Genomic DNA, 24,083 nt, shown 5'->3' on the forward strand with positions numbered 1-24,083 from the left:
GCATGCCAGAGTAGGAGTATGAGTCAGAGCGATGCGCAGACCACCACGACCCTCCTCATTTTGGGCGCTTCCGGCGACCTGACCTCTCGCCTGCTGCTGCCCGGCCTCGCGACCCTCCTGACCGTGGAGACGGATCGGCGGGTGCGCGTGCTTGGCTCCGACCTGCCGGACATGGACGAGGACGCGTGGCGCGACCGCGTGCGGGAGGCCTTCACGAAGGTCGACGCCGGCGCCGAGGCTGAACGGGTCCTTGGCGACACTGCCTACATCGCGGCCGATGCAACGGACGCGGATGGACTGCAGCGTGCCCTTGACGCCGCCGGCGACGGCCCGCTGGTCATCTACTGTGCGCTGCCACCGCAGATCACGGCCAAGGCGTGCGCCGCGTTGGCCAACGTCAGCTTGCCCGAGCAGACCACGCTCGCCTTGGAAAAGCCGTTCGGGTACGACGCCGACTCCGCCCGAGAGCTCAATCGGACCCTCGCCCGCTCCGTGCCGGAAGAGCGGGTCTTCCGAATCGACCACTTCTTGGGCCTCTACACGGTGCTAAACCTCTTGGGCCTGCGGTTCACCAACCGACTGTTCGAGCCGGTCTGGAACCGGGACTCGATCGAATCGGTGGAGATCATCTACGACGAGATGGTGACGCTTGAGGGCCGCGCCGGGTACTTCGACCACGCCGGCGCCCTCCGAGACATGATTCAGTCCCACCTTCTGCAGGTCATGGCGGTCGTCGCGATGGATCCTCCCGCCAGCGTCGGCGAGCGGGACCTGCGCGATGCGATCGGGCAAGTGCTACGCGCGGCCCGCATCGTCGACCCGGCGGAGCATTCCCGCCGCGCCCGTTACACCGCCGGGTCCATCGGCGAGCGCGAGGTCCCGGATTACACGGCCGAGGAGGGCGTGGATCCGGACCTCGGCACGGAGACGCTAGCGGAGGTTCAGGTGGACATCGCCAACCACCGCTGGGCTGGCGTGCCCTTCATCCTGCGCAGCGGGAAGGCCTTCGGCGAGATTCGCAAGCGGGTGGTGATCCACTTCAAGCCGCCAGCACACATCCCCGACGGCCTATTGGGCCAAGACACACCGGACTCGCTGACCATCGACCTCCGGCCCGACTCTTTCACGCTGTCCCTCACCACGAACGGTGCGGGCGACGCGTTTACGCTCGGCCGCACGGACCTGACCGGACAACTCGGCGGGGGCCAGTTGGAACCCTACGGCGAGGTCCTGTCCTCCATGCTGGATGCCAACCCCCGGTTGGCCGTGCGCGGCGATGCGGCGGAAGAGTGCTGGCGGATCCTCGAACCCGTCCAGCGCGCGTGGGACGCGGACGACGTCCCGCTGGAGGAATACCCTGCCGGCTCGCAGGGCCCTTCGAGCTGGCCCACGGCGGGCGCATCCGGCGCGCGTCAAAGCTAGGGGGCGTCGACGGTGTGCGCCGCTTCGCGGCGAGAGTCATTGGCGCCCGTGACGCTGCCGGAGGCGTAGTCGATCTCCAACGCCTGCACCGATCCAAACACCGCATCGAGCCGCCCCGTGACCCGGCTGTCCCAGCCGCGGCGTTGGATCAGCGCGGCCACATCGGCGGAGGCGGGCGACTCGAGCGCTAGGGTGCCATCCTGCAGGTGGTGTCTCGGCGCATCGATCGCCTCCTGCAGTGGGGCGTCCTGCAGTGCCCACGGCACCAGGACGGAGGTGAGAATGTTCGGAATCTGGTGACCGCCCGGGCTGCCCAAGGCCAAGACCGGCCGCCCCTCGCCGTCCAACACCATGGTCGGCGCCGCCCAACTCACCGACTTACGGCCCGGCGAGGGCCGATTCGCCGCGCTCGGGTCAGAGGTGAACCGGGAGAGCTGATTGTTCAGGAAAAAACCTCCCACGCTTTCGGTGGTCCCACCGCCCCAAAAATTGGTGATGGTGTTGGTCATCGAGATGGTGAAGCCGTCAGAGTCGACCACGCTGAGGTGGGTGGTGTTTCCGGCGACGATCTCAGCCGGTTCGTTCGCCGCGCTGCCCCCACGGGGTGCCGCGGCGGGTTCGACGACGGACTCAGCCAGTTGCGCATTCCGGGCGGCATCCGTCATGGCGTCCGTGGAGACGTCCACGAAGCGCTGGTCACCGAAACGCGTGGCCACATTGTCCTCAGCCACAGTCCATCCCGCCGACAGCGTGTCAATGTAATCGGCGGACCCCGGGGCGTGGTCCGCGGCGCCGGCGGCCTCACCGATTTGAAGCATCTGGATGACCGCCGCTCCCGGCAACGCCGGGGCCATCGAGACCAGCTCATACTCGCCGAATTCCCCGCGGACCGGTTCCAGTTTCTCCGTCTCATAGGCCGCTAGCGAGGCTCGATCGATCCCCTCGACCGCGGCGAGCTGATCCGCCAAGCTACCGGTATAGAACGCGTCCGCGCCCTCAGCCGCCAAGACCTCCATGAACCGGGCCAGTTCCTCCTGCACCAACTGATCCCCCTCGCCCACGCGCCCGAACCCGGACTCAAACTGTTCCAGGCCCGCCACGGCGGCCGGACCGGCGTCGGACTCAATCCGGTGCGCCAAGAACGGCGTCACCGCAAACCCCTCCCGGGCCACGTCAATGGCGGGTTGCAGCACCTCGGACCATTCCAGTTCGCCATGTTCAGCGTGAAGGGTCGCCATGCCATCGACGAACCCGGGAATACCGGTGCCCGATTCCGGCACCTCCCCCGCCTCATTGACGACCTCGCGGTAGTCGTAAGTGACCGGCTCGTGGCCGGCTTGCGCCAGCACGGCGGAACCGCCCCCGCCCATCCCGGAGGCAAAGGGTTCGACGACGGCGACGGCGAACGCGGTGGCCACGGCGGCATCGGCCGCGTTGCCGCCAGCGTTCAACATCTGCACTCCAGCGTCCACCGCCGCGGGATGGGCCGCTGCGACCCCGTGCTCCTGCAGCAGCCGCTCAGCCTCAGCAGGCTCACTCGCCGGCGCGGACTCGCTGGCTGGGGCGCTGGGACTCGGGGCAACGGGTGCTGACGAGCTAGGGGTCGCGGAACGCGGATCAGGCTCCGGGGCCGGTGCGGAGCACGCCACGGTGGCCAAGAGCAGGACAGTGACGGTGACGGGGGCAGTTCTCTTCATGCGGGGCCTTCCTCGTTTTTCCGGCCAGGGCCACGGATCAGCGCGCCGTGGCGACCCTCAGGCGTGGTGTCCCGGCTCTCATCCGGGCCGCTGCCCCATTGCAACACGTCAACCTGAACGCAGCATTCAGGCCCGTACCCTAGGATCAACATCAATCACCGTTGGCCTTCCGATCAGTCAGGCGGGACCTCGCCCCATGACACGCACCACCGCTTCCAGCCCGGCGCCCGGGTCCCACCCGGCGCGGCCGTCACTGGGCCGTGTGGCAGCGCTCGACGCCGCCCGGGCGGTCGCGATCGTCGGCATGATGGCCGTCAACGTCGGGCCCCGTGATGTCGAGGGACCCGTTGGACTGCTCTATCAACTCCCGGCCGGGCGCGCGTCCTTATTGTTCATGGTGCTCGCCGGCGTCGGCATGTCCATCTTGACCCGCACGGCCCGGCAGCCGGGAGGACACCTGCCGTGGCAGACCATTCTGTGGCGGGCCGCCCTGCTGCTGGTGGGCGGGCTGGCGCTGCAGATGCTGGACCACGAGGTCAGCGTGATTCTGCCTACCTACGGTTTTCTGTTCCTGATCTGCATGCCGTTATTGCGGCGCTCCAACCTGACCCTGGCCGTCATCGCAACAGCCTCGACCCTGGCGGGTCCGCTGATCTGGTTGCTGGCCCAACGCGCGACGGGACAGACGTACGATTTCACGCAGCCGGTCCTCGCGGACGCGCCTCGGGACATCCTCGAGGGAATTGTGCTCTCCGGCTCCTACCCCGCCGTCGTCTGGATCGCCCCGTTCGTGCTCGGCCTGCTCTTGGGCCGCGCCGACTTGCGGGCCCGCCGCGTCCAAGTGCGCCTGGCCGTCGCGGGAGCGGCCACGGCGCTGATCGCCTACGTGCTCTCCCAGATCCTAATTGTCCTTCTTGGCGAACCGAGCGAGCCCGCGGGGTGGACCAAGCTCGTCTCCGCCGTCGACCACTCGCAAATGCCGTTGTGGCTCATCTCCGGCACCGGAAGCGCCGTGTTGATCCTGGGGATCTTCCTGTTGGCCGAGGACGTCGTCGCCCGGCGCTTGAAATTCCTGTGCGCTGCCGGGCGGCTCTCCCTGACGGTCTACGTCGGCCATTTGCTGGTGCTCGCCGCGTGGGTCCGCCCAGAACCGCACACCCTAGCCGAGGGCATCCTCATCACCCTCGTCATGGCCGTGGCCGCGTTGATCTTCGCGTCCGTCTGGACGCGCTTCTTCGCCACGGGCCCGCTCGAGTTCCTGTTCCGCTGGCCGCGATCCCGCAGCTCGTCCCGCGGCTAGGCACGGGCGCGGCGGACCCGGCGACGACAGCCCGCGGCTACATCTCCGCCTTACCGCGCCGCCAATAGCCCATGAAGGACACCTGCTTGCGGTTGATGCCCGCGTCTCGCACCAAGTAACGGCGCAGTTCCTTAATGGTTCCGGCCTCCCCGGCGAGCCACGCATAGAAGGGCGCATCGGCCGCCTGGGCCGGCTCCCACAAGATGGTCTCGTCGATGTCAACGTCTTCGGGTTCCTGCCCGGCCACCACTGCGCCCGCGGCCGGGATGGCGACGGCGCCTCGCACCGCCGTGCCGAGGAGCTCACCATGGGGGCGGGAGCCGCGCGGCAGCCACTGCACGGAGACTCCCGATCGGGTGAACGAGCCCTGGATATCGTCCACGCTGGGGACCTCGATGAACGCATTGCCGGTCATGCCCGGCGGCAGGGTCTCGAGGATGGAACAGATGGCCGGTGCCGCCGTCTCATCCCCAGCCAGCAGGATGCGGCGCGCGGAGCCCGGTTTGAACTCGATCCCCGCGTAGTCCGGCTTCACCAAATGCTTGTTCGGGCCGATCATGGTGACGTGCTGGCCCGGCTCCGCCTCGGCGGCCCAGACCGAGGCCGGACCGCCGACCAGCTTGCCGTTCTCCCGGGCCACGTGCAGCACGAAGTCGATGTCGATCTCCGCGTACTCGCCGACATTGCCGGGATGCCCGGGCGCGCGGAACGAGCGGATGGAATAGGTCCGCATCCAGCCGCGATCCGCGGGGTCCTTTTGCAGCCAATGCCGGTACCAGCCGGTCACGTCTGCCTCGGCAATGCGGCCGTCAGGACGCAGGCGCGCAAAATGGTCCGCGCTGGCCTCCGGCCCCGGGATGACCAGCTTGATGCGCAGGTCCAACGGGTGCCCGCCGGTCCCGAAGTGCTCAAGGTCCGGCCCCGTGAACGTCACACGCCGGTAATTGGGGCTGATGGTGGTGGCGGCGACGGTGGTCAGCGTGAACGCGAGCGCTTGGCAGGCCTCCAACGCCGGCTTCAGCCCGTCATCGTTCAGATCGCCGGTAGGTGCCTCGGCCGGCGACGCGGCGCTAACGGTAGTGGGCGCATCCTGCGGGGCGTTCAACTGCGGCAGGGTTCCCGTCGAGCGGCCCCCGGCCGCCGCCCGTGAGGCGTTCTCATCGTGGTTTGTCCCGCGCACCACCCGGTTGCGTCCAATCGGCAGCACCAAGGGGGTGCCAGCCACCGGATCGGGGATCACGCGCGAGGGCATGCCGAAGACGTCCTGCACCATCGTCTCCGTGACGACGGCGGCCGGGTGCCCTTGAGCGTAGATACCGCCCTCCTTCAAGGCGACGAGGTGATCCGCGTAGCGGGCCGCGAGGTTCAGGTCATGCAGCACGATCGCCACGGTGGTCCCGCGGCGGCGGTTCAGATCCGCGACCACGTCGAGAACCTCCAGCTGGTGCGCTACGTCGAGGTAGGTCGTCGGCTCGTCAAGCAGCAGCAGGTCCGTCTCCTGGGCCAGCGCCATGGCGATCCACACGCGCTGGCGCTGGCCGCCCGACAGCTCGTCAATCGCGCGGTCCGCCAACTCCTCGGTGCCCGTGGCGTGCATGGCGCGCGCCACGGCGTCGTCGTCCTCGCCGGACCAGCGGCGGAACCAGCCCTGATGCGGGTAACGGCCCCGCCCCACCAGCTCGCGCACGGTGATGCCGTCCGGGGCGATCGGCGTCTGCGGCAGCAGGCCGAGCACCTTGGCGATCTCCCGCGCCGGCTGGGTATGAATGTCCTTGCCGTCCAGCACCACGGAGCCGGCCGAGGGCTTGAGCAGCCGGGAGAGCCCACGCAACAACGTGGACTTGCCGCAGCCATTGGCGCCCACAATCATGGTCACTTCGCCGGTGGGCAGCTCCAGGCTGAGATCGTTGACGATCATCGACTTGTCATACCCCAGGCTCAGGGCCTGGGCTTGCAGTTGGGCCATGTCAGCCTCCCATTCCTTGTTTGTTGGAGCGCACCAGCAACCACAGCAGGAACGGCGCGCCGAGCGCACCGGTGATGACCCCTGCCGGGAGGGTGACGTCCCCGAAGAGATTGGCTCCAGCAAAGTCGGCGGCGAGCACCAGCGCCGCGCCAACCAGTGCGGAGGCCACAAAATTGGTGCGGTGCGTCAGGAGGCGGGCCAGCGGTCCCGCCAAGAACGCGACGAACGCGAGCGGCCCGGTGACCGCAATGGTGCACGCGCTGAGGGCGACGCCGAGCACCACGAGCGCGGCGCGGGTGCCCCGCACGTTGAGGCCCAAGCTGGTGGCCGCGTCATCGCCCAGTTCCAGGATCCTCAGCTTCGAAACCGCCAGGGCCGTGAGCGGGGCGAGCACGACGAGGCAGGCCGCCAGCACGGCCGCCCGGTCCCACGTGCTGGAGCTCAGGGAGCCCACGAGCCAGTGCAGCGCGTCGCCCGCCGCACGCACATCGGTGCGGGTCAGCAAATAGTTCATGACGGCCTGAAGCATCGCGGCCGCGCCAATGCCGATGAGGATAAAGCGTCCACCGGTGTTCTTACCGCTTTCCGCCATGAAGTACACGAACAGTGCCACCACGAGGCCACCGGCGAATGCGAACAGGCTCAGCGCCGGCCCAGTGATTCCGAGCGCCAGCATGCCGGCGACCGCCGCGGTCGCCGCACCGTAGCCCACACCGATGACATCGGGGCTGGCCAGCGGATTGCGCAGCAGCGTCTGGAAGATGGTGCCGGACAGCCCCAGCGCGGCACCGGCGAGGGCACCGACGACGGCGGCCGGGCCGCGGTGCTCGGTCACGATGAAGCTGAGCCCTGGCACGGTCTCCCCCGTCAGGATCAGCCACAGTTGATCGAGGTACACCACCGGATCACCGAGCACCACGCGGGCGATGAACAGGACGATCACGGCGGCGATGAGCCCGGCCAGGACCCGGCGCACCCGGCGCGAGGCCCGCTGTGTGGCCGTACCGTCCGCACCGACGCTGGCACTCAAGACGGCCTCACGGGTGGCGTTGGCGTCGGCGGGTGCGGTGGCGCTCGCGGTAGCGGCGCGGGACGCGGAGCGGGAACTAGCGCGCTGGAACATTACAGGTTCACCTGCTTCCGGGTGCGGATCAGCCACATGAAGACGGGCGCGCCGATCACGGCCGTCATGACGCCCACCTGCACTTCGCTCGGCGGCAACACGATGCGGCCCAGCACGTCAGCGCCGAGCAGCAGCACCGGCCCGGCGAGCACACTCAACGGCAGCAGGACGCGGTAGTCGGAACCGACCATCAGGCGCAGCGCGTGCGGGACAACGAGGCCGAGGAAGGCAATCGGTCCGGCCAGCGCCGTCGCTGCACCCGCGAGGAGGACGACGCCGAGTCCGGCGATGAGCCGCCCCCGGCCAACGCGCACGCCCAGGCCCGTGGCGGCGTCGTCCCCCAACGCCAGCGCGTTAAACAAGCGCGTGGATCCGAGGATCAGCAACGCGCCGGCGGCGAAGAACGGCAACAGGGTGACGACGTCGGCCACGGACCGGGCGCCCAGCGTGCCCACCTGCCAGAAGCGGAACCCGTCCAGAGCCGTCTGGTCCAGCAACAGCACCGCGTGCATGATCGAGCTGAGCCCGGCGGCCAACGCCGCGCCAGCCAGCGCGAGTTTGATGGGGGTCGCCCCCTCCCGCCCCAGGCTGGCCACGGCATAGATCACGACGGCGGCCGCGGCCGCGCCGACGAACGCGAACCAGATGTAGCCGGAGACGGTCGCCACCGAGAAAAAGTGGATACCCAGCACCACCGCGAGGGCCGCGCCCGCGTTGAGCCCGAGAATGCCGGGGTCAGCCAGCGGGTTGCGGGTCATCCCCTGCATCGCGGCGCCCGCCAGCGCCAGCGCCGCGCCCACCACGAGCCCGGTCACGGTGCGCGGGATGCGCGAGTGGATGATGACGTGGTCCGTGTTGGACGGATCGAAGGCGGTCAGGGCCTCAAACACCACGGCGGGACCGGTGGCGCGGGCTCCTACCGTGACGGAGAGCACAGCCAACACGACCACCGCAGCGGCCAGGAGCAGTGCCACGGCCGTGCCGCGCAACGTCTGGCTCATGCGTTGGTTCTCTCTAGACTGGTCAAATGGTCGATCTTCACGCACCACAGCCCGTGTCAGCGTTTGCTTCATTGCTGCTGGCTCCCAACCCGTCGGCGATGACGCTCGACGGCACGCAATCTTACGCCGTTCGGTTCCCCGGGCATACCTCGCTGATCGTGGTGGACCCGGGGCCCGACGACGCCGGCCACGTGGCCGCTCTGGCCGCCCTGGGGGACGTGGCGCTGATCCTCATCACGCACCGACACCCGGACCACACCGCGGGGATCGACGCGCTGCACCAGCTCACCGGCGCGCCCGTGCGGGCCGTCCTCAGCGAGTTCTGCCGCCCTGCGGCGCCACCTCACCCGGCCCACAACACCCCGGCCGGGTTCGGTGAACCGCTGCGAGACGGGGAACTGATCACGGAAGCCGGCGTGAGCCTGCGCGTGGTAGCCACGCCCGGCCACACGTCCGATTCCGTGAGCTTCTTCCTGCCGGAAGACGGCCAGCACGGGGCGATGATCACCGGTGACACCATTTTGGGCCGCGGCACCACCATCCTGGACTTCCCCGACGGGACCCTGGGCGATTACCTCGCCTCGCTCGAGCGCCTGGCCGGGTTCGGCGCCGCCACCGTGTTGCCGGCTCACGGCGGCACCCTCCCCGACCTGGCCCGCATCGCCGGCGAGTATACGGCGCACCGCAACCAGCGGCTCGCCCAAGTGCGCGACGCCGTCGAGCGGGTGGAGTCCGGGCACGACGACGGTTCCGCCGCGTCCGTGGCCGAGGTGACCGACGTCGTGTACGCGGACGTCGATCCCGCGGTGCGGGGCGCGGCGGAACACTCCGTGTCCGCGCAAGTGGCGTACCTGCGCGGGACTGAAGGCGCCTAAAGCCGACAAGCTCGGGGAGCTACCGCGTCGATTATTCGACGACCGACTCGACCGTCTCGGCCATCTCCGGCACCACGTTCTCGAGGGCCCACGGCAGGCTCAGCGCGCTGGCCGCGGAGATGGAGAGCGTCTGGTGGTCATCGTTGGTGTAGATCAGGCCGCCGTTGCCGACCGCCGGGATCTGGGCGAACAGCTCGTTGGCCGCAACGTCCTCGGCGGTGGTGCCCGCCGGGATCCAGGTGTAGAAGACGTCAGACTCGAGCTCGTCGCCACGCTCAGCGGACCAGTCGTAGTAGAACTGCCCCTCCGGCGCGTTCTCCGCAACGATGGGGGCCTCCGTCATGCCCAAGGACTTGAAGAAGCGGGGGCGGGTGTCCTCACCCGTGTACAGGCTGACGATGTTCTGCGCGGTGTCGAGGTTACCGGCGATGAACGTGGCCTCGGACAGCGCCGGGTGCTCGTCGCTGACGGCCTGGACCTGGGACTCGACGTCTTCGATGAGCGCGGCGGCTTCCTCCGACTTGCCGAGAGCCTTGCCGGTGGCCTCCGCAACGGACTGCCACGAGGCGAGGTAGTTCTCCTTCTGCGGGCCCACGACGGGGGCGATCTTGGAGAGCTTGTCGTAATCTTCCTGCGTCAGGCCCGAGTAGCCGGCGAGGATGACGTCCGGCTGCAGCTCGGCGATGGCCTCGAAGTTCACGCCGTCGGCCTCGCTGTAGAGCTCCGGGGCGCCCTCGGAACCGATCGGGGCGCCGAGCTCCTCCAGCTTGGCGTCAATCCAGTCGGTGCTGCCGTTCTCGTTACCGCCCCAGGTGACCTCCGGCATGCCGGCCGGCACCACGTCGAGCGCCAGCGCGGTATCCGCGTTGACCCAGGAGACGGTCACGACGGTCTCGGGCTGCTCCGGGATCTCCGTCTCGCCGTAGATGCTCTCCACGGTCACCGGGAAGGCGCCGCTGGCCTCCTCGTCCGCCGGGGCGTCTTCGCCCGTGGCGGCGCCCGAGCAAGCGGACAAAGTCAGGGCGGTGGCTGCGGCTGCGGCAAGCAGCCCTACGCGACGAGAGGCGCGGCGGGAGATGTTCATAGCTGGTCCTTGCGTGAATGCGGGGTTGATGCAGCGGCCACGTAGCCGCCTGAGTAAGGTTAGCCTCAGTGAGCACCATTACGCAAAGCGGATGTGACGAAATTGTCACCCGTGGTGCCCACGCAGCACCGCACGGACACCCGGCTCAGTAATGCAACGCCGCCGGACCATAATCCGCGCGTTGGGCGGCCCGCTCGCGGGACGCCTGCGTCTTCTCGTGCAGCCGGTCAATCAGCCGGTTGGCGTTGGAGATCAGATCCGCGATGGCCGCATCGTCCCGGTCAATCCAGACGTGCTGCGGCTCGCGGCGCAGCGGCCTGAAATCCCGGTGCTCCTCCCACACAAAGAGCGTCCGCTGGGCCCCGATGACGTACTGCTGCCACCAGACTTGGCGCAGGTAATGCTTGGGAATCGTGCGCCACGCCTTATTGGTGGTCTTGATTTCCGCGAGCTCCACGGCCCCGTCGGCCCGGAGGGCGATCCCGTCCGGGGTAGCCAGGTGCCGGACCTCGGACGCCGCATGGAACAACAGGGAACTCGGCTCGATGACAAACCGCTCCTGAACCCAGGCCGCGATGACGGGCTCCCGCTGCCGGCCATACTCCGTGTACGGGTTACCGGCGAACCCTGAGCCGTGCAGTTTGGCCTCCGCCGCGGCCTCGATACTCCGCGGGGTGGACAGCTTCGCCACGTCCGTCGCGGTAATTCCTCGGGTCCGCGCACGCAACCAGTTGACGCGGTCGCTGGAATCGGCCACCACGCGGCTGAGGCACGCATGCCGCGTGGGCGCCGGGCCGTCCCCGCCGGCGCCGATCGGTGGTGCTGGGACGACGGGGGCGGAGGGATTCACAGGCACCCGCCTATTCTGCCCCAGCACGCGCTCGGGCCCCGGCAGCCAACGCCGCCGGGGCCCGAAGTCAGTGCGTCGCAGTAGAAACCTATTCGCTCGCCGACTGGATCATCGGCTTCGGCAACGCCTCGGGGTAGTTCTCGCTCAGTTCCTTGAGCAAGGCCTCCCGGACCGAGTTGTGCAGTTCCCAGAGCTCGCCAGCGTTGGCGGCGGTGACCCAAATGAAGATGGTCATCAACCCGCCACGGGCGTCGCTGACGGCCAGGTCGGAGTCCCGGCCATCCCAGTGCGGGTTGGTCTCGAGGACCTTCTGGAACGTGGAGCGCAGCACATCAACCGGCGCCTTCCACGTCAGCTCGATGCTGATACCACCAGCCACGTCGTTGGTTCCGCGCGAGTAGTTCCTGAACGGCGTCGTCGTGAAGTACGTCGAGGGTAGGATCAACCGGGTCTCGTCGATCAGCTTGACCACCACGTACGTCAGGGTGATCTCCTCCACGTTGCCGCGGGAGCCCTCCACAAACACGGTGTCATCGACGCGCAGCGAGTCCGTAAAGGCGATCTGCAGGCCGGCAAACAGGTTGGTCAACGCGGACTGCACCGCCAGGCCGGCCACCACCGAGATGAGGCCGGCGGACGCCAACAGGCCAGCTCCGAGCGCGCGCACCTGCGGGATCATGAGCAGGACACCGGCGACGGCCAGCACCAGAACGACGGCGACGGCCACCCGCCGCAGCAATCCCACCTGGGTGCGCATTTTGGACATGCGCCGGGCGTCCACGGACTGCTCGGAGCGGTACTTGGAGAGCATCAGCGATTCGACGAAGTGCAGGACCACCACGAGGAGCCAGGCGAACGCGGCGACCATGCCCGCCAACAGCAGGAAGTTCGCGGCCTCATACCAACTCGCGTCGGGGGCGGTCACGCCGATCGCACCGAGCGATCCCGTGGCGCAGAGCAGGAAGAAGATGGGCCAGCGCGCCCGGGACATATCCGCCAACAGTTCGGGGCGTTTGCGCAGCACTCTGCGCAGTACGGTGATCCCCACCCACGTGACAATGAACGCGATCACCACGGCAATGGCGATGCCGACCACCGGCTGGAGGTAGTCCGGCAGCCCGGAGGTGGCCGATTCCGTGAGGCCGCTCAGGCCGTTCTCGCCGGGCACCACCCGGTCCGGGTCAATCAAGGGATCAGCGGATTCGCTCGGGGACGAGCTCGAGGAGGACACAAGAGAACGCATGTCCCTAGCCTGACATAGCCGGCGCCGCGCCCGCTGTGAACTAACCATGAGTGGCCCCACGCTTCACCGGTGGCGAAACGATCAGTCACGAAACACTGTGGTGGTACGGACGGGCGAGCCAATGTGTCACGATTCAATCATGCTTGCCTCTGCCCCGAACCAGGATTCCCCGTACGCGCGCGTTCACTTTAAGCAGGTCGACGTGTTCTCCGCGGTGCCGTACTTGGGCAATGCGCTGGCGGTGGTGCTGGATGCGACGCACTTGGACACCGAGACCATGCAACGCATCGCGCAGTGGACCAACCTGTCGGAGACCACGTTTGTGCTGCCGCCCACCACCGCGGGGGCCGACTACCGCGTGCGGATCTTCACCTCGACGACGGAGCTGCCGTTCGCCGGGCACCCCACCCTCGGCACCGCGCACGCGTGGCTCGAGGCCGGAGGCGTCCCGGCGGCGGGCGACGTCGTGGTCCAGGAGTGCGAGGCGGGGCTGATCGAGGTGCGCATTGAGGACCCGGACGCGGCGGCGCCGCGGTTGGCGCTGAAGGCCCCGCAGTTCTACCGCACCGGCCCGCTGGAGGACGACGTGCTGGAGTGGGCCGTGACCGGGCTGGGGCTGCGCATGGACGACGTCGTCGGTCACCAGTGGTTGGCCAACGGCCCACAGTGGGCCGGGTTGCTATTGCGGGACGCGGAGACCGTGCTGCGGATCGAACCGGATTTTGCGTCGCTCGAGGGGCTGGAGGTCGGGGTGATTGGGCCCCACCTCGAGACGCCGTCGGGCAACATTCACACGGGCCGCGATCCGCGGCACGAGGCCGCCCGCCCGTCGGGAACACGTGCCGAACTTGAACCGCTGCCGGATACCGGGGCGATCAGCATGGGGGCGTTCGCCTCGGCGATCTCCCATGTCCCGGCCGACTACGAGGTGCGCGCGTTCTGCCCCGGCGAGGCCCTGCCGGAGGACCCGGTGACGGGCAGCCTCAACGCCGGGTTCGCGCGGTGGCTCGTGACGGAGAACCTCGCCGCGCCGTCGTTCACCGTGCGCCAGGGCACCCGCGTGGGCCGGGCTGGCTACGTGCAGGTCCACCAGGACGAGGCCGGTTTGTGGATCGCTGGCGACTGCCTGACCTGCATCGACGGCTCGGTGCTGGTTCCCTAACCCGTGCCGTCAGCCAGCCACACCGCCGCCGACGACCGCCAAGCGTGGGGCGCCCTCTGGGCGCTCGTCATCGGGTTCTTCATGATCCTGGTGGACTCGACGATCGTCACCACCGCCATGCCCGCCATCATGGCCGGCCTCAACACGGGCGTCTCCGGCGTCGTCTGGGTCCATAGCTCGTACCTGCTCGCGTTCGTGGTGCCGCTGCTCATCACCGGGCGCATGGGAGACCGGTTCGGCCCCAAAAACTTGTACCTGACCGGGCTCGCCGTGTTTACCGCCGCCTCCCTCTGGTGCGGGCTCGCGCCGGATTTGCCCAACCTCATTGCTGCCCGCGTGGCTCAGGGGCTAGGGGCCGCGCTGATGACGCCGCAGTCGATGACCTTCATTACCCGCCTCTTTCCGGCGGAGCGGCGCGGGGCCGCGATGGGCCTGTGGGGCGCGGCGGGCGGGCTGGCCTCGCTGACCGGCCCGCTGCTCGGAGGCGTACTCACCGATTCTCTGGGGTGGGAATGGATCTTCTTTGTCAACATTCCGCTGGGGATCTTCACCTTCTGGCGGGTGCTGCGCAAGGTCCCGGCGCTGCCGACGCACGCGCGCAGCTTTGACATCCCGGGCGTGCTGCTGTCCGCGGCCGGCGTCTTCCTCTTGGTCTTTGGGATTCAGGAGGCGGAGACCTTTGACTGGGGCCCCGTCGTCGGCTGGTTCGGGATCTGGCACATGATCGCCCTGGGAATCGCCCTGTTGGTGACGTTCATCTGGTGGCAGCGCCACACCCGCACGGAGCCCCTGCTTCCGCTTAACCTCTTCGCGGACCGCAATTTTTCGCTCGCTACGAGTGCCATCGCGTGCATGGGCGTCGCCATCACCACCCTGAGTATCCCCGTCATGTTCCAGTTGCAGTCCGTCCGCGGCCTCACCCCCACGCAGGCGGCGCTCGTCATCGCACCCATGGCCCTGCTCGGTGCCGCGATGGCCCGCTACGCTGGCCGTCGCGTCAACCGCAAGGACCCTCGCACGCAGGCCGTCCTCGGCTTCTTGGTCTTCGGCGCCGCCATCATCGCCTTCGGGATGATGCTGCCGCTGAGCATCTCCGTGCTCTGGCTGCTGATCCCCGCGGCCCTCATGGGCGTTTCCAACGCGCTCGTGTGGCCGGCGGTCTCGCTGACCGCCACGCGGGATCTGGGACCCACCAACGCTGGCGCCGGCTCGGGCGTCTACAACATGACCCGCCAGATCGGCGCCGTGCTCGGTTCCGCCATGATGGCCGTGCTCATCGAGGCCCGGATCGCAGCGCACGTCGCGCGCACAGGGCACGACGGCGGTGCGCCGGGCGGCCTCTCCGAGGTCATGTCCCAGCAGGTGCCGGCTGCGCTGGGGCAGGCTGTCTCCGCCGGGCTCGGCGAGGCGATGTTCCTGCCAGGCCTCGCGGCCGTGGTGGGTGGGATCCTCTGCCTCGGGTTTCGCCGCTCGGGCACTGTACAGACGGTGACGGGCCGCTAGGAGGCCGCCCCCGGCCCACCCGTGCTAGATTCCCCGCCATGACCTCTGCCAGCGACTCCGCCCTCCCCGTCAGCGCGCTCCGGCTGCTGCTAGACCAAGGATTCGGCGCGACCAGCGTGGAAGACCTCGCGGCGGCCGCCGGCGTCAGCCGCAGCACGTTCTTCCGCCGCTTCGGGTCCAAGGAGGGCATGGTCTTTGCCGACATGGAGCACGTCATCACCTCGGTGACCGAACGGCTCGGCGAGCGTGCGCAGCAGCCGGTGGGCGACGTCGTCGTGGCCGCCTCCCTCGGCGTGTTCGACCACCTGACCGCGGACGCCGAGCGGGCCGAGCTACGGCACCGGTTGCTCGTGGCCGTGCCAGCTCTGCGCGACCGCGAGCTGGTCAGCACGCACCGGTTCGAGTCCGCGTTCCGCCAGGGGCTGGCGGGCGTGTTCGCTGATCCCGCGGAGGCGGTCGCGTACAGCGCCGCCGTCGTGGCTGTCCACAATTTCCACCTGCGCCGCTGGTTGGCCGAACCGTCCGCCGCGCACCGACAACAGTTGGCCGCGGACCTCCGCGCGCTCGGCGCACGCTATGCGGAGGTACTGGATCCCGATCATGCGGTGCCCGGCGCGCCGGAACCGCGTGGTGCGGCCGCGAGCGCGGTGGTCGTGACCGTACTGGATTCCGCGGACGAAGGCCAGGTGCTGCAGGCGGTGCGTTCGGCCTTGCGGAGCCGGACTTCCTGAGCGTTCACGGGGTCGCCGGACGCCGCGCAGACGCTAGCCCTCGACGCCGACGCGGCGCGCGCTCTCGGCCCAAAGGGCCTCGACGAGCCGGACGTCGTCCTCCTGCGGATGCGGCGTGCGGGGCGGACGGCGGTGTTCGGTGAAGTAGTGGCCAGACATCCCCGGCTCCTTCGCCACGGAGTCCATGGCCCAGAGGAGATTGTCCGCGCCGAATTGTGCCGGGCTGAGCAAGCGAGACACGGGGGTCTTGTAGATCAGGCGCATCAGCGCACTGCCCGTCTCTTGGGCGAAGTTGGAAGAGATGTTGCCGGGATGGATGGCCACCGCCGCCAATCCACGTTCGTGGTAGCGGGTGTGGAGCCCCTGGACGTGCAGGATGTTGGCCAGCTTCGAGTCACCGTAGGCCTTCATGGCCCGGTACTTCCGTGACGCATCCAGGTCATCCATCCGCAGGCGTCCAAACGCGTGCGCTCCGACGCTGGAGGTATTCACCACGACGCCCCGCGCGGCGAGCAACGAATCCATGAGCAACTGGGTGAGTAGGAATCCGGCATAGTGATTGACCTGCATGGTCCGTTCGTGGCCGTCCGGCGTGATCTTGCGCTCGGCGAAGACCCCGCCGGCGTTATTGGCCAGCACCTCGAGGTGGTCGGTGCGCTCGAGGACCCAGGCGGCGGCCGCACGGACCTGGCTGAGGTCCTCGAAGTCCGCCGCAAACGCTTCGGCACCGAGCGGTCCGGCGACCGCGTGCAGCTTCTCTGTGGTCCGGCCGACCAGCAGCAGGCGTTCGCCGCGGGCGGCCAGGGAGCGTGCCGCAGCCGCGCCGATTCCATCCGAGGCACCGGTGATGAGGATGGTTCGCTGGGTCATTGTGCTCCTGACGCCGTGAGGTGGGCAGGAATCACGCTACCAAGGGAACAGGCACCATGAGACTCAGTTTCTTGACGTGGAACTGAGTTCCAGTGGATAGTGGTGTGCACCACGTCCACACCGCCGCACCGGCCCGCCCCAGGGAGTCGCCATGTCCAGCCCACAATCCTCCGCCCACGCGGCCACCGAAGAGTCCGCCAACTTCCCCACCGGCGTGACGGCCTCCGAGTACGAGGTGTGGGGCGACGTCGACGCGGACCCGGCCGGAGTCTTCGCCGATGTCACCGGCGCGGACCGCGCCTACTGGGATACCGCTCGGACCTTCGGGCGTGAGGAGGTCGCGCCCGTCATTGACGACTTCTGGAACCGTGCCGACTACCCGCTAGAGCTGGCGCGCCGCATGGGTGCGCTGGGGCTGCTGCGCGACGGCGTGGACGTTGACGGCTACGAGCCGATGACGCCGCTGGCCGCTGGCCTGGTCAACATGGAGCTCTCCCGTGCGGATGGGTCCATTGGCACCATCTGCGGCGTACAGGCCGGGCTGGCCATGCGCTCGATCGCCCTATGCGGCACGGACGAACAAATCGCCCAGTGGGTGCCGAAGCTGGTCCGCGCCGAGGTGTGGGGCGCCTTTGGCCTCACCGAGCCCACCCACGGCTCCGACTCCGTGTCTTTGGAGACGACGGCGACGCGCGTGGACGGCGGCTACCGGATCTCGGGCGAGAAAAAGTGGATCGGCAACGCCTCGCTCGCCGACACCACCGAGGGCGGCATCACCGTTATTTGGGCCCGCGTGATCGGTGGCGAGCACGACGGCAACGTGCGTGGCTTCATCGTTCAACAGGAGTGGGACGGATACTCGGCCACCACCATTGAGAACAAACTCAGCCTGCGCGCCATCTGGCAGGCGCACATCCGCATGGACGCCGTCTTCGTCCCGGACAGCCACGTCCTGGAACGGTCCACATCCTTCAAAGATGCCTCACGTGTCCTCTTTGCCACCCGCCTCGGCGTCGCGTGGTCCGCCGTCGGGCATGCCACGGCATGCTACGAGACGGCGGTGCAGTACGCGGGTCAGCGCGTCCAGTTCGGTCGGCCGTTGGCCAAGAGCCAAATCGTGCAGGAACGGCTGGCGCGCATGCAGTCGGAACTGGTGAGCATGCAGCTGATGGCCCGCCACATGACCGAGCGCGACGCAGCGGGGCAGCTCACGCCGGAGCAGGCTTCGCTCGCCAAGTTCACCTGCACGCGGCAAGCCCGGCAGATCGCCGCCAACGCCCGTGACCTGCTCGGCGGCAACGGCATCCTGTTGGAACACCGCGTGGCGCGGCACTTCGCCGACGTCGAGGCCATTCACACGTACGAAGGCACCGAGACCATCCAAGCGCTCCTCATCGGCCGCTCCATTACCGGCGTCTCCGCCTTCGCGTAAGCGGGAATCCTCATTCCCACGCACTTCACCGAGGCCATTCAGAGAAATACCAGCTTGAGCGATTAGCGTCATGGTTACCTCATGAAGGTGCGAGTGATGAGAGCACCGGTCGCGTCAGTCTTTCGAGACCATCCGACCGGTGCTCGTCTCACTTAACCACGCTTCTGAGCTGGCCAAATGGCACGCACGGGAGCAGACTAGAACTAACCAGTGGAGAGGAGAAGTGCCATGACCACGACGGACCCAACTAAGAAGTCTTCTGAAGCCGCCACGGATGAGGAAGCGCTGCAGGCACGCCGGGACAAGGACCAGCACGACCACGACGACGCGCGAGTCGATGAGTGGGAAGACGAGTCTTTCCCGGCGTCCGACCCTCCCTCGAACTACTGATCACACCGGCCCTCAAGAGTGCCAGAAGCCTCCAACGTTGCTCTCAGGTGATTCCAAGAATGGGCCGTTAGGCTGAAATCACCTTCTCAAGGTGCGAGTGATCAAGAAGCACCGGTTGTCAGCGGTTTATCGCCTCCTTGTCCGTTGACGCCGGTGCTTCGCTCATTTAATACCGCACTGACAAGCCCCGGCTGCGGATAGCATGAAGTGAGCAGCAGCACGTGACTAACCCTAGGAGGACGCCGTGCCGGAATTCCGGATCCAGCCCACCCACGAGACGCACCGCCCGTACGTGGCCGCACCGGATCGCTACGAGTCCATGGCGTATCGCCAGGTCGGCACCTCCGGCCTCCTGCTACCTCCTTTGAGCTTGGGCCTCTGGTGGAACTTCGGCGACAACCGCCCCTTCGATACGCAGCGGGAGATCCTCCGGCATGCCTTCGATCGCGGCATCACGCACTTCGACCTCGCGAACAACTACGGGCCTCCCTACGGCAGCGCCGAAGAAAACTTCGGCCGGATGATGCGCACCGACTTCGCCCCGTACCGGGATGAAATCATCGTCTCCTCCAAAGCCGGGTATGACATGTGGCCCGGCCCCTACGGGATCGGCGGCTCCCGGAAATATCTGCTCTCCTCCGCCGAGGCCTCGCTGCGCCGCATGAATCTGGAGTACGTGGACCTCTACTACTCGCACCGTCCGACGCCGGAGGTGCCGCTGGAAGAGACCATCGGCGCGCTCGACACCCTCGTCCGGCAGGGCAAGGCGCTGTACGTCGGCATTTCCTCCTACTCCCCCGAGCGCACGGCGGAAGCCGCAGCGATCGCGCGGGACCTCGGCACACCGCTGGTCATTCACCAGCCCTCCTACTCACTCCTCAATCGGTGGGTGGAAGACGGCCTACTCTCCACCCTGCAGCGCGAGGGCATGGGCTCCATTGCCTTCACCCCGCTCGCGCAGGGCCTGCTCACCAACAAGTACGTCGACAACCCGCAGGCCGCCGCGGCCGGGGGCCGCACCACGGTTCAAGGCCTGACCGAGGACAATCTCGCCATCGTCAAGAACCTGGCCCGCGTGGCCGAGGAGCGCGGCCAGAGCCTGCCCCAGTTGGCGCTGGCGTGGCTGTTGCGCGACGGCGGCGTCACGTCCGTGCTCGTCGGCGCCTCGTCCACCGCACAATTGGATGACAACCTCGGCGCCCTCTCCAACACCTCCTTCACCGACGAGGAGCTGACGCTGATTGACCGCATTACCTCCGGCGAGCCCAGCGTCGACCTGTGGCGCGCGCAGTCTCAGGTGTAAAGGAGCCCGATGAGCCACCACGTCAATCGTTCGACTCCGCGTCCGCCGCGTCCCCTATCGGGTGTCCGAGCCGCGTTCGCTGCCGCCGGCGCGGCTCTCGCGGCGCTCACTCTCGGGGCCCCCGCGGCCTCGGCGGTCCCCCCGTCCGAGGTGACGGTGGTCGATCAGGCACAGGTGTTTGACGACGCCGCCCTCAGCACCGCTGTGGGCGAGGTGGACTTCCGCGAGCCCACCGACGTCGTCGTCATCAGTCTGGACGCCCAGCCGACCGACGAGGACGAGGAGGCCACGGCCCTGAACGCGGCCGTGCTGGAGCACGCGCGGGCCGAGGCACCGCAGTGGTTGAGTGGCGAGAAGTGGGCCGACGGCCTCTTCATCTTGGCCGTGGACCCCGAGGCCCGGCTGGTCGGCACCTATTTTGGCGAGGATCGCGCGGTATCCGACGGCGCTCAGGGCGAGATTCAGGATGCCACCAAGGATGATTTCCGAGCGGGCGAATGGAACGCCGGTGCCATCGCCGGCGTCGAGGAGGCAGCCGCTGCGATCGGACGCCCATGGTTCCAGCATCCCGGGTTCATCGTGCTCGTGGGCGCCCTGGGACTCGGCGCCGCTGGGACGGGCATTGCCGTGATCGCCACCCGCGCGAGCCGGCAGCGCCGCTTCGCTGACGCGCTGCGTCGAGGCGATGAGCACGTCGCCCGCGTCGATGCGGACCTGCGCACCACCGCAGGGTACGCCGCCGAGATTCCCACCGGTTCCTCCTACGGGGCCCAGGTCCTGCAGCAATACCAAACCTTCCAACAAGACGTGGTGGCGGTGAAGGCCGAAGGCCAGCAATTGGCCGCCCGCACCCCCGCCGAACGCGCACAGAAGGACGCGGTGGGCGAGGCCCATGACTGGGCGGATCGAGCCGGACACCTCGACCTCTTCGACGACGTCGTCGCGGACACAGCGGTGCTGTTGACGATGAGTCCCGGATGGCAGGCCGCATGGAAGCGCCAAGTGGATCCGTTCCGGCAGGATCTCGACGAAGTGCCGGGCGTCGTAGACCTTGCTCCCGAGGCCGCTGAATCCGACGCCGCGCGCGAACTGCTGGACTTCGCGGGCACGGCGCGGGCGGAGATTCAGGTCATTTCCAACCGGCTCAACGCCCGGCAAATGACCTCCGACCTGGCGCTGGATGGCCTGCACCGCCTGCGCGTGCAGCTCTCCGAGCTCTTTGAGACGTACACCCTCGAAGTGATTGCCACTCGGGCCGAAACGGACGAGCAGCGCCAGATCATGATGGATGACCTCGAGGACCGGCGCAATGGCCCGTTGCGCACCAACGCCGGCATCCTCGACGTGTCCTACCCGTCGCTCCTCGTGTTCTACCCCGCCCTGTTTGTCACGTGGAACAGCAGTAGCAATGCAGCCGTCGAAGCGGCGACGGCCAGTTCCTCCGCCAGCTACGGAGCCACCGCTGGCGGGTTCTCCGGCACCGGCTCGTCCTCAAGTTTTTAGACCCTTAACCCACCCTCTGACTGACGAGGAGCATCATGTCACTCGGGCTTTTCCGCCGGCGCAATCGCGCTGGAAGCATGTCCAGCGAGGACGTCGTCGCCCGCCGCCCACCGCGGGATCGCGTGGCCGGTATGTGGAGCGATTTCCTCGGCGTCACGGCGACCCGCGCCGCCCAGCTGCTGCTGGCCTTGGCGATCCTCGCCGTCTTTGTCGTCGCGTTCCAACAGGTCAGCCTCGCCGTGCTGCCGCTCCTGATCGCGCTCATTCTGGCGTGTGCGCTCTGGCCCTTGGTGCGACTACTGCGCAAAGTCATGAGCCCCCTGCTCGCGGCGTGGACCGTTTTCCTCGGTGCCATCAGCGTCCTGGGCGGCATCGGGTGGGGTTTGGTGGCCTCCGTCATGAACGAGTGGCCGGAGCTGGTGGATCAGGCCGTGCAGGGCTTCGGCGAGGTGCAGCGGCTCTTCGAACAGTACGCGCGCAATTTCCCGATCCAGATCAGCCAGGATCAGATCAATGACGCCGTGAGCTCCGTGACGTCGTTCCTGACCAGCAGCCAGTTCGGCGCCGGCGCCATCAGCGGGATATCGGCCGCCGGTTCGTTCCTGACCGGCACCATTCTGCTGATGGTCATCCTCTTCTTCTGCCTCAAAGACGGGGACAAGATCTGGGAATTCTTCCTCTCCTGGATGCCCGAGCGGCATCTGGAGCACTGGAAAGCCTCCGGACACGAAGCCCGCGAGACCTTCGGCGGGTATATCCGCGGCACCGCCACCATCGCCGCGGTGGACGCCTTGGGCATCGGCATCGCGCTCGCCATTCTGGGCGTCCCGCTGGCCCTGCCGCTCGGCGTCTTCGTCTTCGTGGCGTCGTTCATTCCGATGGTGGGCGCCACGGTCGCGGGCATTCTGGCCACGCTCGTCGCCCTCGTGGCCAACGGGTGGATCATTGCCTTGGTGGTGCTCGGCGTCGTCATCTTGGTCAATCAGCTGGAGGGCAACTTCCTGCAGCCGATCGTTATGGCGCGCGCCCTGAACCTGCATGCGCTGGTGATCCTGCTGGCGCTGACCATGGGTACGGTGCTCTCCGGCATTGTGGGCGCCGTGCTGGCCGTCCCGCTGACCGCGGCGGCGTGGGCCGTCATCAAGGTCTGGACGGGCCGGTCCCACCCGGAGCTCGAGTCCGTCTCCTCCACCAGCAGGTAACGGTGTCATTGACATGAGCGCTATGGCCGAACTGCCCGAACTCCTCCTCCCGGATGCCGACGCGTGGCGCGAGTGGCTGGCGGCTCATCACCGACACAGCAGCGGCGTCGCCCTGATCCTGACCAAGAAGAACGGGACGACGACGCGGCTGACGTACGCCGAGGCCGTCGAGGAGGCGCTGTGCTGCGGTTGGATCGACGGGCGCCGGAATGCTCGCGACGCCGAAACCTTTACGAACCGATTCACGCCGCGGCGGCCCGGCGGGATCTGGTCCTCGCGCAACGTGAGCCTGGTAGAGCGGCTCACGGCGGAGGGGAGGATGCTCCCCGCCGGCCTCGCGGAGGTCTCCGCGGCTCAGGCCGACGGCCGCTGGGAACGCGCCTACTCCGGGTCCGCAGCGGCCGAGCCCCCGCCCGAACTCCTCGCCGCGCTGGAGGAGAACCCCGCGGCGGCGCGCCTGTACGCAGAGCTGAGCGCCACCAATCGCTACGCCCTGTACTTTCGCATCCAGACCCTCAAGCGCGCCGAGTCACGCTCGCGCCGCGCTCGAGAGCTCGTCGCCCAGCTCGAACAACGCCGAGTCCCGCACCCTCAGCCCGGATTCACCACACCTGACGCCTCCTAGCCCAGGGCCGCAAGCAGGTCCTTCATGCGGGCGATCTCCGCGCCCTGGCTGGAAGTCATGTGGGTGGCCATCTGCTCCACCGTGGCATCGATGCCCGTGATCACCACGTCGTCGCACATCATGATGGCGCCCTCGTGGTGCTCGATCATGCCGGTCAAAAAGAGGCGGTCGAACTCGGCCCCGCTGGCCGCTTGAAGTTCAGCCATCTGCTCGTCGGTCAGCATGCCGTGCATGCTCATTCCGCCGGGCTGCCAGCCCGTTTCCGCTTCCGCGGGAACCGCCAGGCCCCGCTCCGTCAGCCAGTCGGCCATGACCTTGATCTCGGCCCCCTGCTCGAGGTTCATCCGGTGCGCCAAGGACTTCAGCTGCTCCGACTCGGCCTGCTCGGCGGCCCAATCCGTCATGGTCAGCGCCTGCGCATGGTGCGGAATCATCATGGCCATGAACTCTGCATCGGCCTCGTTCCACGTCTCCTGCGGGTCGGGATCAGCGGACTCCGATCCGCCTCCCGGATCCCCCGACTCATTGCCGCCGCCGGGCCCACCCGGCGTGATCACGACCGGAGCCGTCGGGCTGGGGCTGGGCGAGGGCTTCTTGTTTCCCTTGCCCTCCGGAGGGGCCGCCCCCGCCGCGGCGCAGGATGCGAGCACCAGTGCCAAAATTCCCGCCAGCAGGGCGGCACCGGCACGCCGACCACGGGCCTTCAGCGACGTCGTCGTTTGCTTGAAGATTTGAGTTTGACTAGGAGCGAAACATTTCACGCCTACATCCTCTCCCTGATGTGTATCGGCTGTGTTTAAC

At 68.0% G+C, this 24,083-nt stretch carries 21 protein-coding genes; 12 read left to right on the forward strand and 9 right to left on the reverse strand.

What is annotated here, in order from left to right:
- The first annotated feature begins 18 nt into the window (after positions 1-18).
- On the forward strand, positions 19-1,422 hold the full coding sequence (locus IW252_RS05280; RefSeq protein WP_196835606.1) for a glucose-6-phosphate dehydrogenase: 1,404 nt from the start codon (positions 19-21) through the stop codon (positions 1,420-1,422).
- On the opposite strand, the gene IW252_RS05285 is transcribed toward IW252_RS05280, so the two are convergent.
- Positions 1,419-3,119 carry a gamma-glutamyltransferase gene (locus tag IW252_RS05285; protein WP_196835607.1) on the reverse strand — a complete coding sequence of 567 codons (1,701 nt, stop codon included), beginning with the start codon at positions 3,117-3,119 and terminating at the stop codon, positions 1,419-1,421. The genes IW252_RS05280 and IW252_RS05285 overlap by 4 nt on opposite strands.
- Positions 3,120-3,315: 196 nt before the next feature.
- Here IW252_RS05285 and IW252_RS05290 point away from each other — a divergent pair, with 196 nt between their 5' ends.
- Positions 3,316-4,419, forward strand: coding sequence for a DUF418 domain-containing protein (locus tag IW252_RS05290; protein ID WP_196835608.1), 1,104 nt, complete (start codon positions 3,316-3,318; stop codon positions 4,417-4,419).
- Between the two features lie 37 nt (positions 4,420-4,456).
- On the opposite strand, the gene IW252_RS05295 is transcribed toward IW252_RS05290, so the two are convergent.
- Genes IW252_RS05295 through IW252_RS05305 form a run of 3 tightly spaced genes read right to left on the reverse strand, consistent with a single transcriptional unit; the run spans position 4,457 to position 8,509 of the window.
- Positions 4,457-6,385: an ATP-binding cassette domain-containing protein gene (locus tag IW252_RS05295; protein WP_196835609.1), complete on the reverse strand. Its 1,929-nt coding sequence runs from the start codon at positions 6,383-6,385 to the stop codon at positions 4,457-4,459.
- Position 6,386: 1 nt separating this feature from the next.
- Positions 6,387-7,508, reverse strand: a complete 1,122-nt coding sequence (locus tag IW252_RS05300) for a FecCD family ABC transporter permease (protein ID WP_196835610.1) — start codon at positions 7,506-7,508, stop codon at positions 6,387-6,389.
- Positions 7,508-8,509, reverse strand: a complete 1,002-nt coding sequence (locus tag IW252_RS05305; protein ID WP_196835611.1) for a FecCD family ABC transporter permease — start codon at positions 8,507-8,509, stop codon at positions 7,508-7,510. The genes IW252_RS05300 and IW252_RS05305 overlap by 1 nt, the downstream gene beginning before the upstream one ends.
- A gap of 26 nt (positions 8,510-8,535) precedes the next feature.
- Here IW252_RS05305 and IW252_RS05310 point away from each other — a divergent pair, with 26 nt between their 5' ends.
- Positions 8,536-9,384 (forward strand): MBL fold metallo-hydrolase, encoded by an 849-nt coding sequence (locus tag IW252_RS05310; protein WP_196835612.1) that lies wholly within the window; start codon positions 8,536-8,538, stop codon positions 9,382-9,384.
- Positions 9,385-9,415: 31 nt separating this feature from the next.
- On the opposite strand, the gene IW252_RS05315 is transcribed toward IW252_RS05310, so the two are convergent.
- The 3 genes from IW252_RS05315 to IW252_RS05325 all read right to left on the reverse strand — a co-directional run bounded on the left by IW252_RS05315 (position 9,416) and on the right by IW252_RS05325 (position 12,561).
- On the reverse strand, positions 9,416-10,468 hold the full coding sequence (locus IW252_RS05315) for an ABC transporter substrate-binding protein (protein ID WP_196835613.1): 1,053 nt from the start codon (positions 10,466-10,468) through the stop codon (positions 9,416-9,418).
- Between the two features lie 145 nt (positions 10,469-10,613).
- Entirely contained in the window at positions 10,614-11,282 is a 669-nt protein-coding gene (locus IW252_RS05320) for a YqaJ viral recombinase family protein (RefSeq protein ID WP_196837119.1), read from the reverse strand.
- Between the two features lie 124 nt (positions 11,283-11,406).
- Complete coding sequence (locus IW252_RS05325; protein WP_196835614.1) at positions 11,407-12,561, reverse strand: mechanosensitive ion channel family protein; 1,155 nt, start codon at positions 12,559-12,561, stop codon at positions 11,407-11,409.
- Positions 12,562-12,700: 139 nt separating this feature from the next.
- Here IW252_RS05325 and IW252_RS05330 point away from each other — a divergent pair, with 139 nt between their 5' ends.
- From IW252_RS05330 to IW252_RS05340, 3 genes are read left to right on the forward strand one after another with little or no spacing between them, the layout of a single operon-like run.
- Positions 12,701-13,723: a PhzF family phenazine biosynthesis protein gene (locus IW252_RS05330; protein ID WP_196835615.1), complete on the forward strand. Its 1,023-nt coding sequence runs from the start codon at positions 12,701-12,703 to the stop codon at positions 13,721-13,723.
- A 3-nt stretch (positions 13,724-13,726) separates the two neighbouring features.
- Positions 13,727-15,226 (forward strand): DHA2 family efflux MFS transporter permease subunit, encoded by a 1,500-nt coding sequence (locus IW252_RS05335; protein WP_331271450.1) that lies wholly within the window; start codon positions 13,727-13,729, stop codon positions 15,224-15,226.
- 38 nt (positions 15,227-15,264) lie between these two features.
- A complete protein-coding gene (locus IW252_RS05340; protein ID WP_196835616.1) occupies positions 15,265-15,957 on the forward strand; it encodes a TetR/AcrR family transcriptional regulator in 693 nt (230 codons plus the stop codon).
- Between the two features lie 33 nt (positions 15,958-15,990).
- Here IW252_RS05340 and IW252_RS05345 read toward each other — a convergent pair whose 3' ends face one another.
- Positions 15,991-16,827, reverse strand: coding sequence for an SDR family NAD(P)-dependent oxidoreductase (locus IW252_RS05345; RefSeq protein WP_196835617.1), 837 nt, complete (start codon positions 16,825-16,827; stop codon positions 15,991-15,993).
- A 151-nt stretch (positions 16,828-16,978) separates the two neighbouring features.
- Here IW252_RS05345 and IW252_RS05350 point away from each other — a divergent pair, with 151 nt between their 5' ends.
- From IW252_RS05350 to IW252_RS05375, 6 genes are all read left to right on the forward strand, one after another.
- Positions 16,979-18,259, forward strand: coding sequence for an acyl-CoA dehydrogenase family protein (locus IW252_RS05350; protein ID WP_196835618.1), 1,281 nt, complete (start codon positions 16,979-16,981; stop codon positions 18,257-18,259).
- 228 nt (positions 18,260-18,487) lie between these two features.
- Complete coding sequence (locus IW252_RS05355) at positions 18,488-18,649, forward strand: hypothetical protein (protein ID WP_196835619.1); 162 nt, start codon at positions 18,488-18,490, stop codon at positions 18,647-18,649.
- 319 nt (positions 18,650-18,968) lie between these two features.
- Positions 18,969-19,952 (forward strand): aldo/keto reductase, encoded by a 984-nt coding sequence (locus IW252_RS05360; RefSeq protein ID WP_196837121.1) that lies wholly within the window; start codon positions 18,969-18,971, stop codon positions 19,950-19,952.
- Between the two features lie 9 nt (positions 19,953-19,961).
- Entirely contained in the window at positions 19,962-21,455 is a 1,494-nt protein-coding gene (locus IW252_RS05365; RefSeq protein ID WP_196835620.1) for a DUF5129 domain-containing protein, read from the forward strand.
- Positions 21,456-21,490: 35 nt separating this feature from the next.
- Positions 21,491-22,657: an AI-2E family transporter gene (locus IW252_RS05370; protein WP_196835621.1), complete on the forward strand. Its 1,167-nt coding sequence runs from the start codon at positions 21,491-21,493 to the stop codon at positions 22,655-22,657.
- Between the two features lie 22 nt (positions 22,658-22,679).
- Positions 22,680-23,282, forward strand: a complete 603-nt coding sequence (locus IW252_RS05375) for a YdeI/OmpD-associated family protein (RefSeq protein WP_196835622.1) — start codon at positions 22,680-22,682, stop codon at positions 23,280-23,282.
- On the opposite strand, the gene IW252_RS13630 is transcribed toward IW252_RS05375, so the two are convergent.
- On the reverse strand, positions 23,279-24,043 hold the full coding sequence (locus tag IW252_RS13630) for a DUF305 domain-containing protein (RefSeq protein WP_196835623.1): 765 nt from the start codon (positions 24,041-24,043) through the stop codon (positions 23,279-23,281). The two genes, IW252_RS05375 and IW252_RS13630, sit on opposite strands and share 4 nt — an antisense overlap.
- Positions 24,044-24,083 lie beyond the last annotated feature (40 nt).

Source organism: Zhihengliuella flava (genome assembly GCF_015751895.1).
GTDB lineage: Bacteria > Actinomycetota > Actinomycetes > Actinomycetales > Micrococcaceae > Zhihengliuella > Zhihengliuella flava.

Bases quoted from the DNA above. Each gene is read 5' to 3' on its own strand.
- IW252_RS05345 (WP_196835617.1), bottom strand. From the start codon at position 16,827: ATGACCCAGCGAACCATCCTCATCACCGGTGCCTCGGATGGAATCGGC.
- IW252_RS05285 (WP_196835607.1), bottom strand. From the start codon at position 3,119: ATGAAGAGAACTGCCCCCGTCACCGTCACTGTCCTGCTCTTGGCCACC.
- IW252_RS05350 (WP_196835618.1), top strand. From the start codon at position 16,979: ATGTCCAGCCCACAATCCTCCGCCCACGCGGCCACCGAAGAGTCCGCC.
- IW252_RS05310 (WP_196835612.1), top strand. From the start codon at position 8,536: ATGGTCGATCTTCACGCACCACAGCCCGTGTCAGCGTTTGCTTCATTG.
- IW252_RS05330 (WP_196835615.1), top strand. From the start codon at position 12,701: ATGCTTGCCTCTGCCCCGAACCAGGATTCCCCGTACGCGCGCGTTCAC.
- IW252_RS05300 (WP_196835610.1), bottom strand. From the start codon at position 7,508: ATGTTCCAGCGCGCTAGTTCCCGCTCCGCGTCCCGCGCCGCTACCGCG.
- IW252_RS05355 (WP_196835619.1), top strand. From the start codon at position 18,488: ATGACCACGACGGACCCAACTAAGAAGTCTTCTGAAGCCGCCACGGAT.
- IW252_RS05325 (WP_196835614.1), bottom strand. From the start codon at position 12,561: ATGCGTTCTCTTGTGTCCTCCTCGAGCTCGTCCCCGAGCGAATCCGCT.
- IW252_RS05305 (WP_196835611.1), bottom strand. From the start codon at position 8,509: ATGAGCCAGACGTTGCGCGGCACGGCCGTGGCACTGCTCCTGGCCGCT.
- IW252_RS05290 (WP_196835608.1), top strand. From the start codon at position 3,316: ATGACACGCACCACCGCTTCCAGCCCGGCGCCCGGGTCCCACCCGGCG.
- IW252_RS05280 (WP_196835606.1), top strand. From the start codon at position 19: ATGAGTCAGAGCGATGCGCAGACCACCACGACCCTCCTCATTTTGGGC.
- IW252_RS05340 (WP_196835616.1), top strand. From the start codon at position 15,265: ATGACCTCTGCCAGCGACTCCGCCCTCCCCGTCAGCGCGCTCCGGCTG.
- IW252_RS05360 (WP_196837121.1), top strand. From the start codon at position 18,969: ATGGCGTATCGCCAGGTCGGCACCTCCGGCCTCCTGCTACCTCCTTTG.
- IW252_RS05370 (WP_196835621.1), top strand. From the start codon at position 21,491: ATGTCACTCGGGCTTTTCCGCCGGCGCAATCGCGCTGGAAGCATGTCC.
- IW252_RS05295 (WP_196835609.1), bottom strand. From the start codon at position 6,385: ATGGCCCAACTGCAAGCCCAGGCCCTGAGCCTGGGGTATGACAAGTCG.
- IW252_RS05315 (WP_196835613.1), bottom strand. From the start codon at position 10,468: ATGAACATCTCCCGCCGCGCCTCTCGTCGCGTAGGGCTGCTTGCCGCA.
- IW252_RS05365 (WP_196835620.1), top strand. From the start codon at position 19,962: ATGAGCCACCACGTCAATCGTTCGACTCCGCGTCCGCCGCGTCCCCTA.
- IW252_RS05375 (WP_196835622.1), top strand. From the start codon at position 22,680: ATGGCCGAACTGCCCGAACTCCTCCTCCCGGATGCCGACGCGTGGCGC.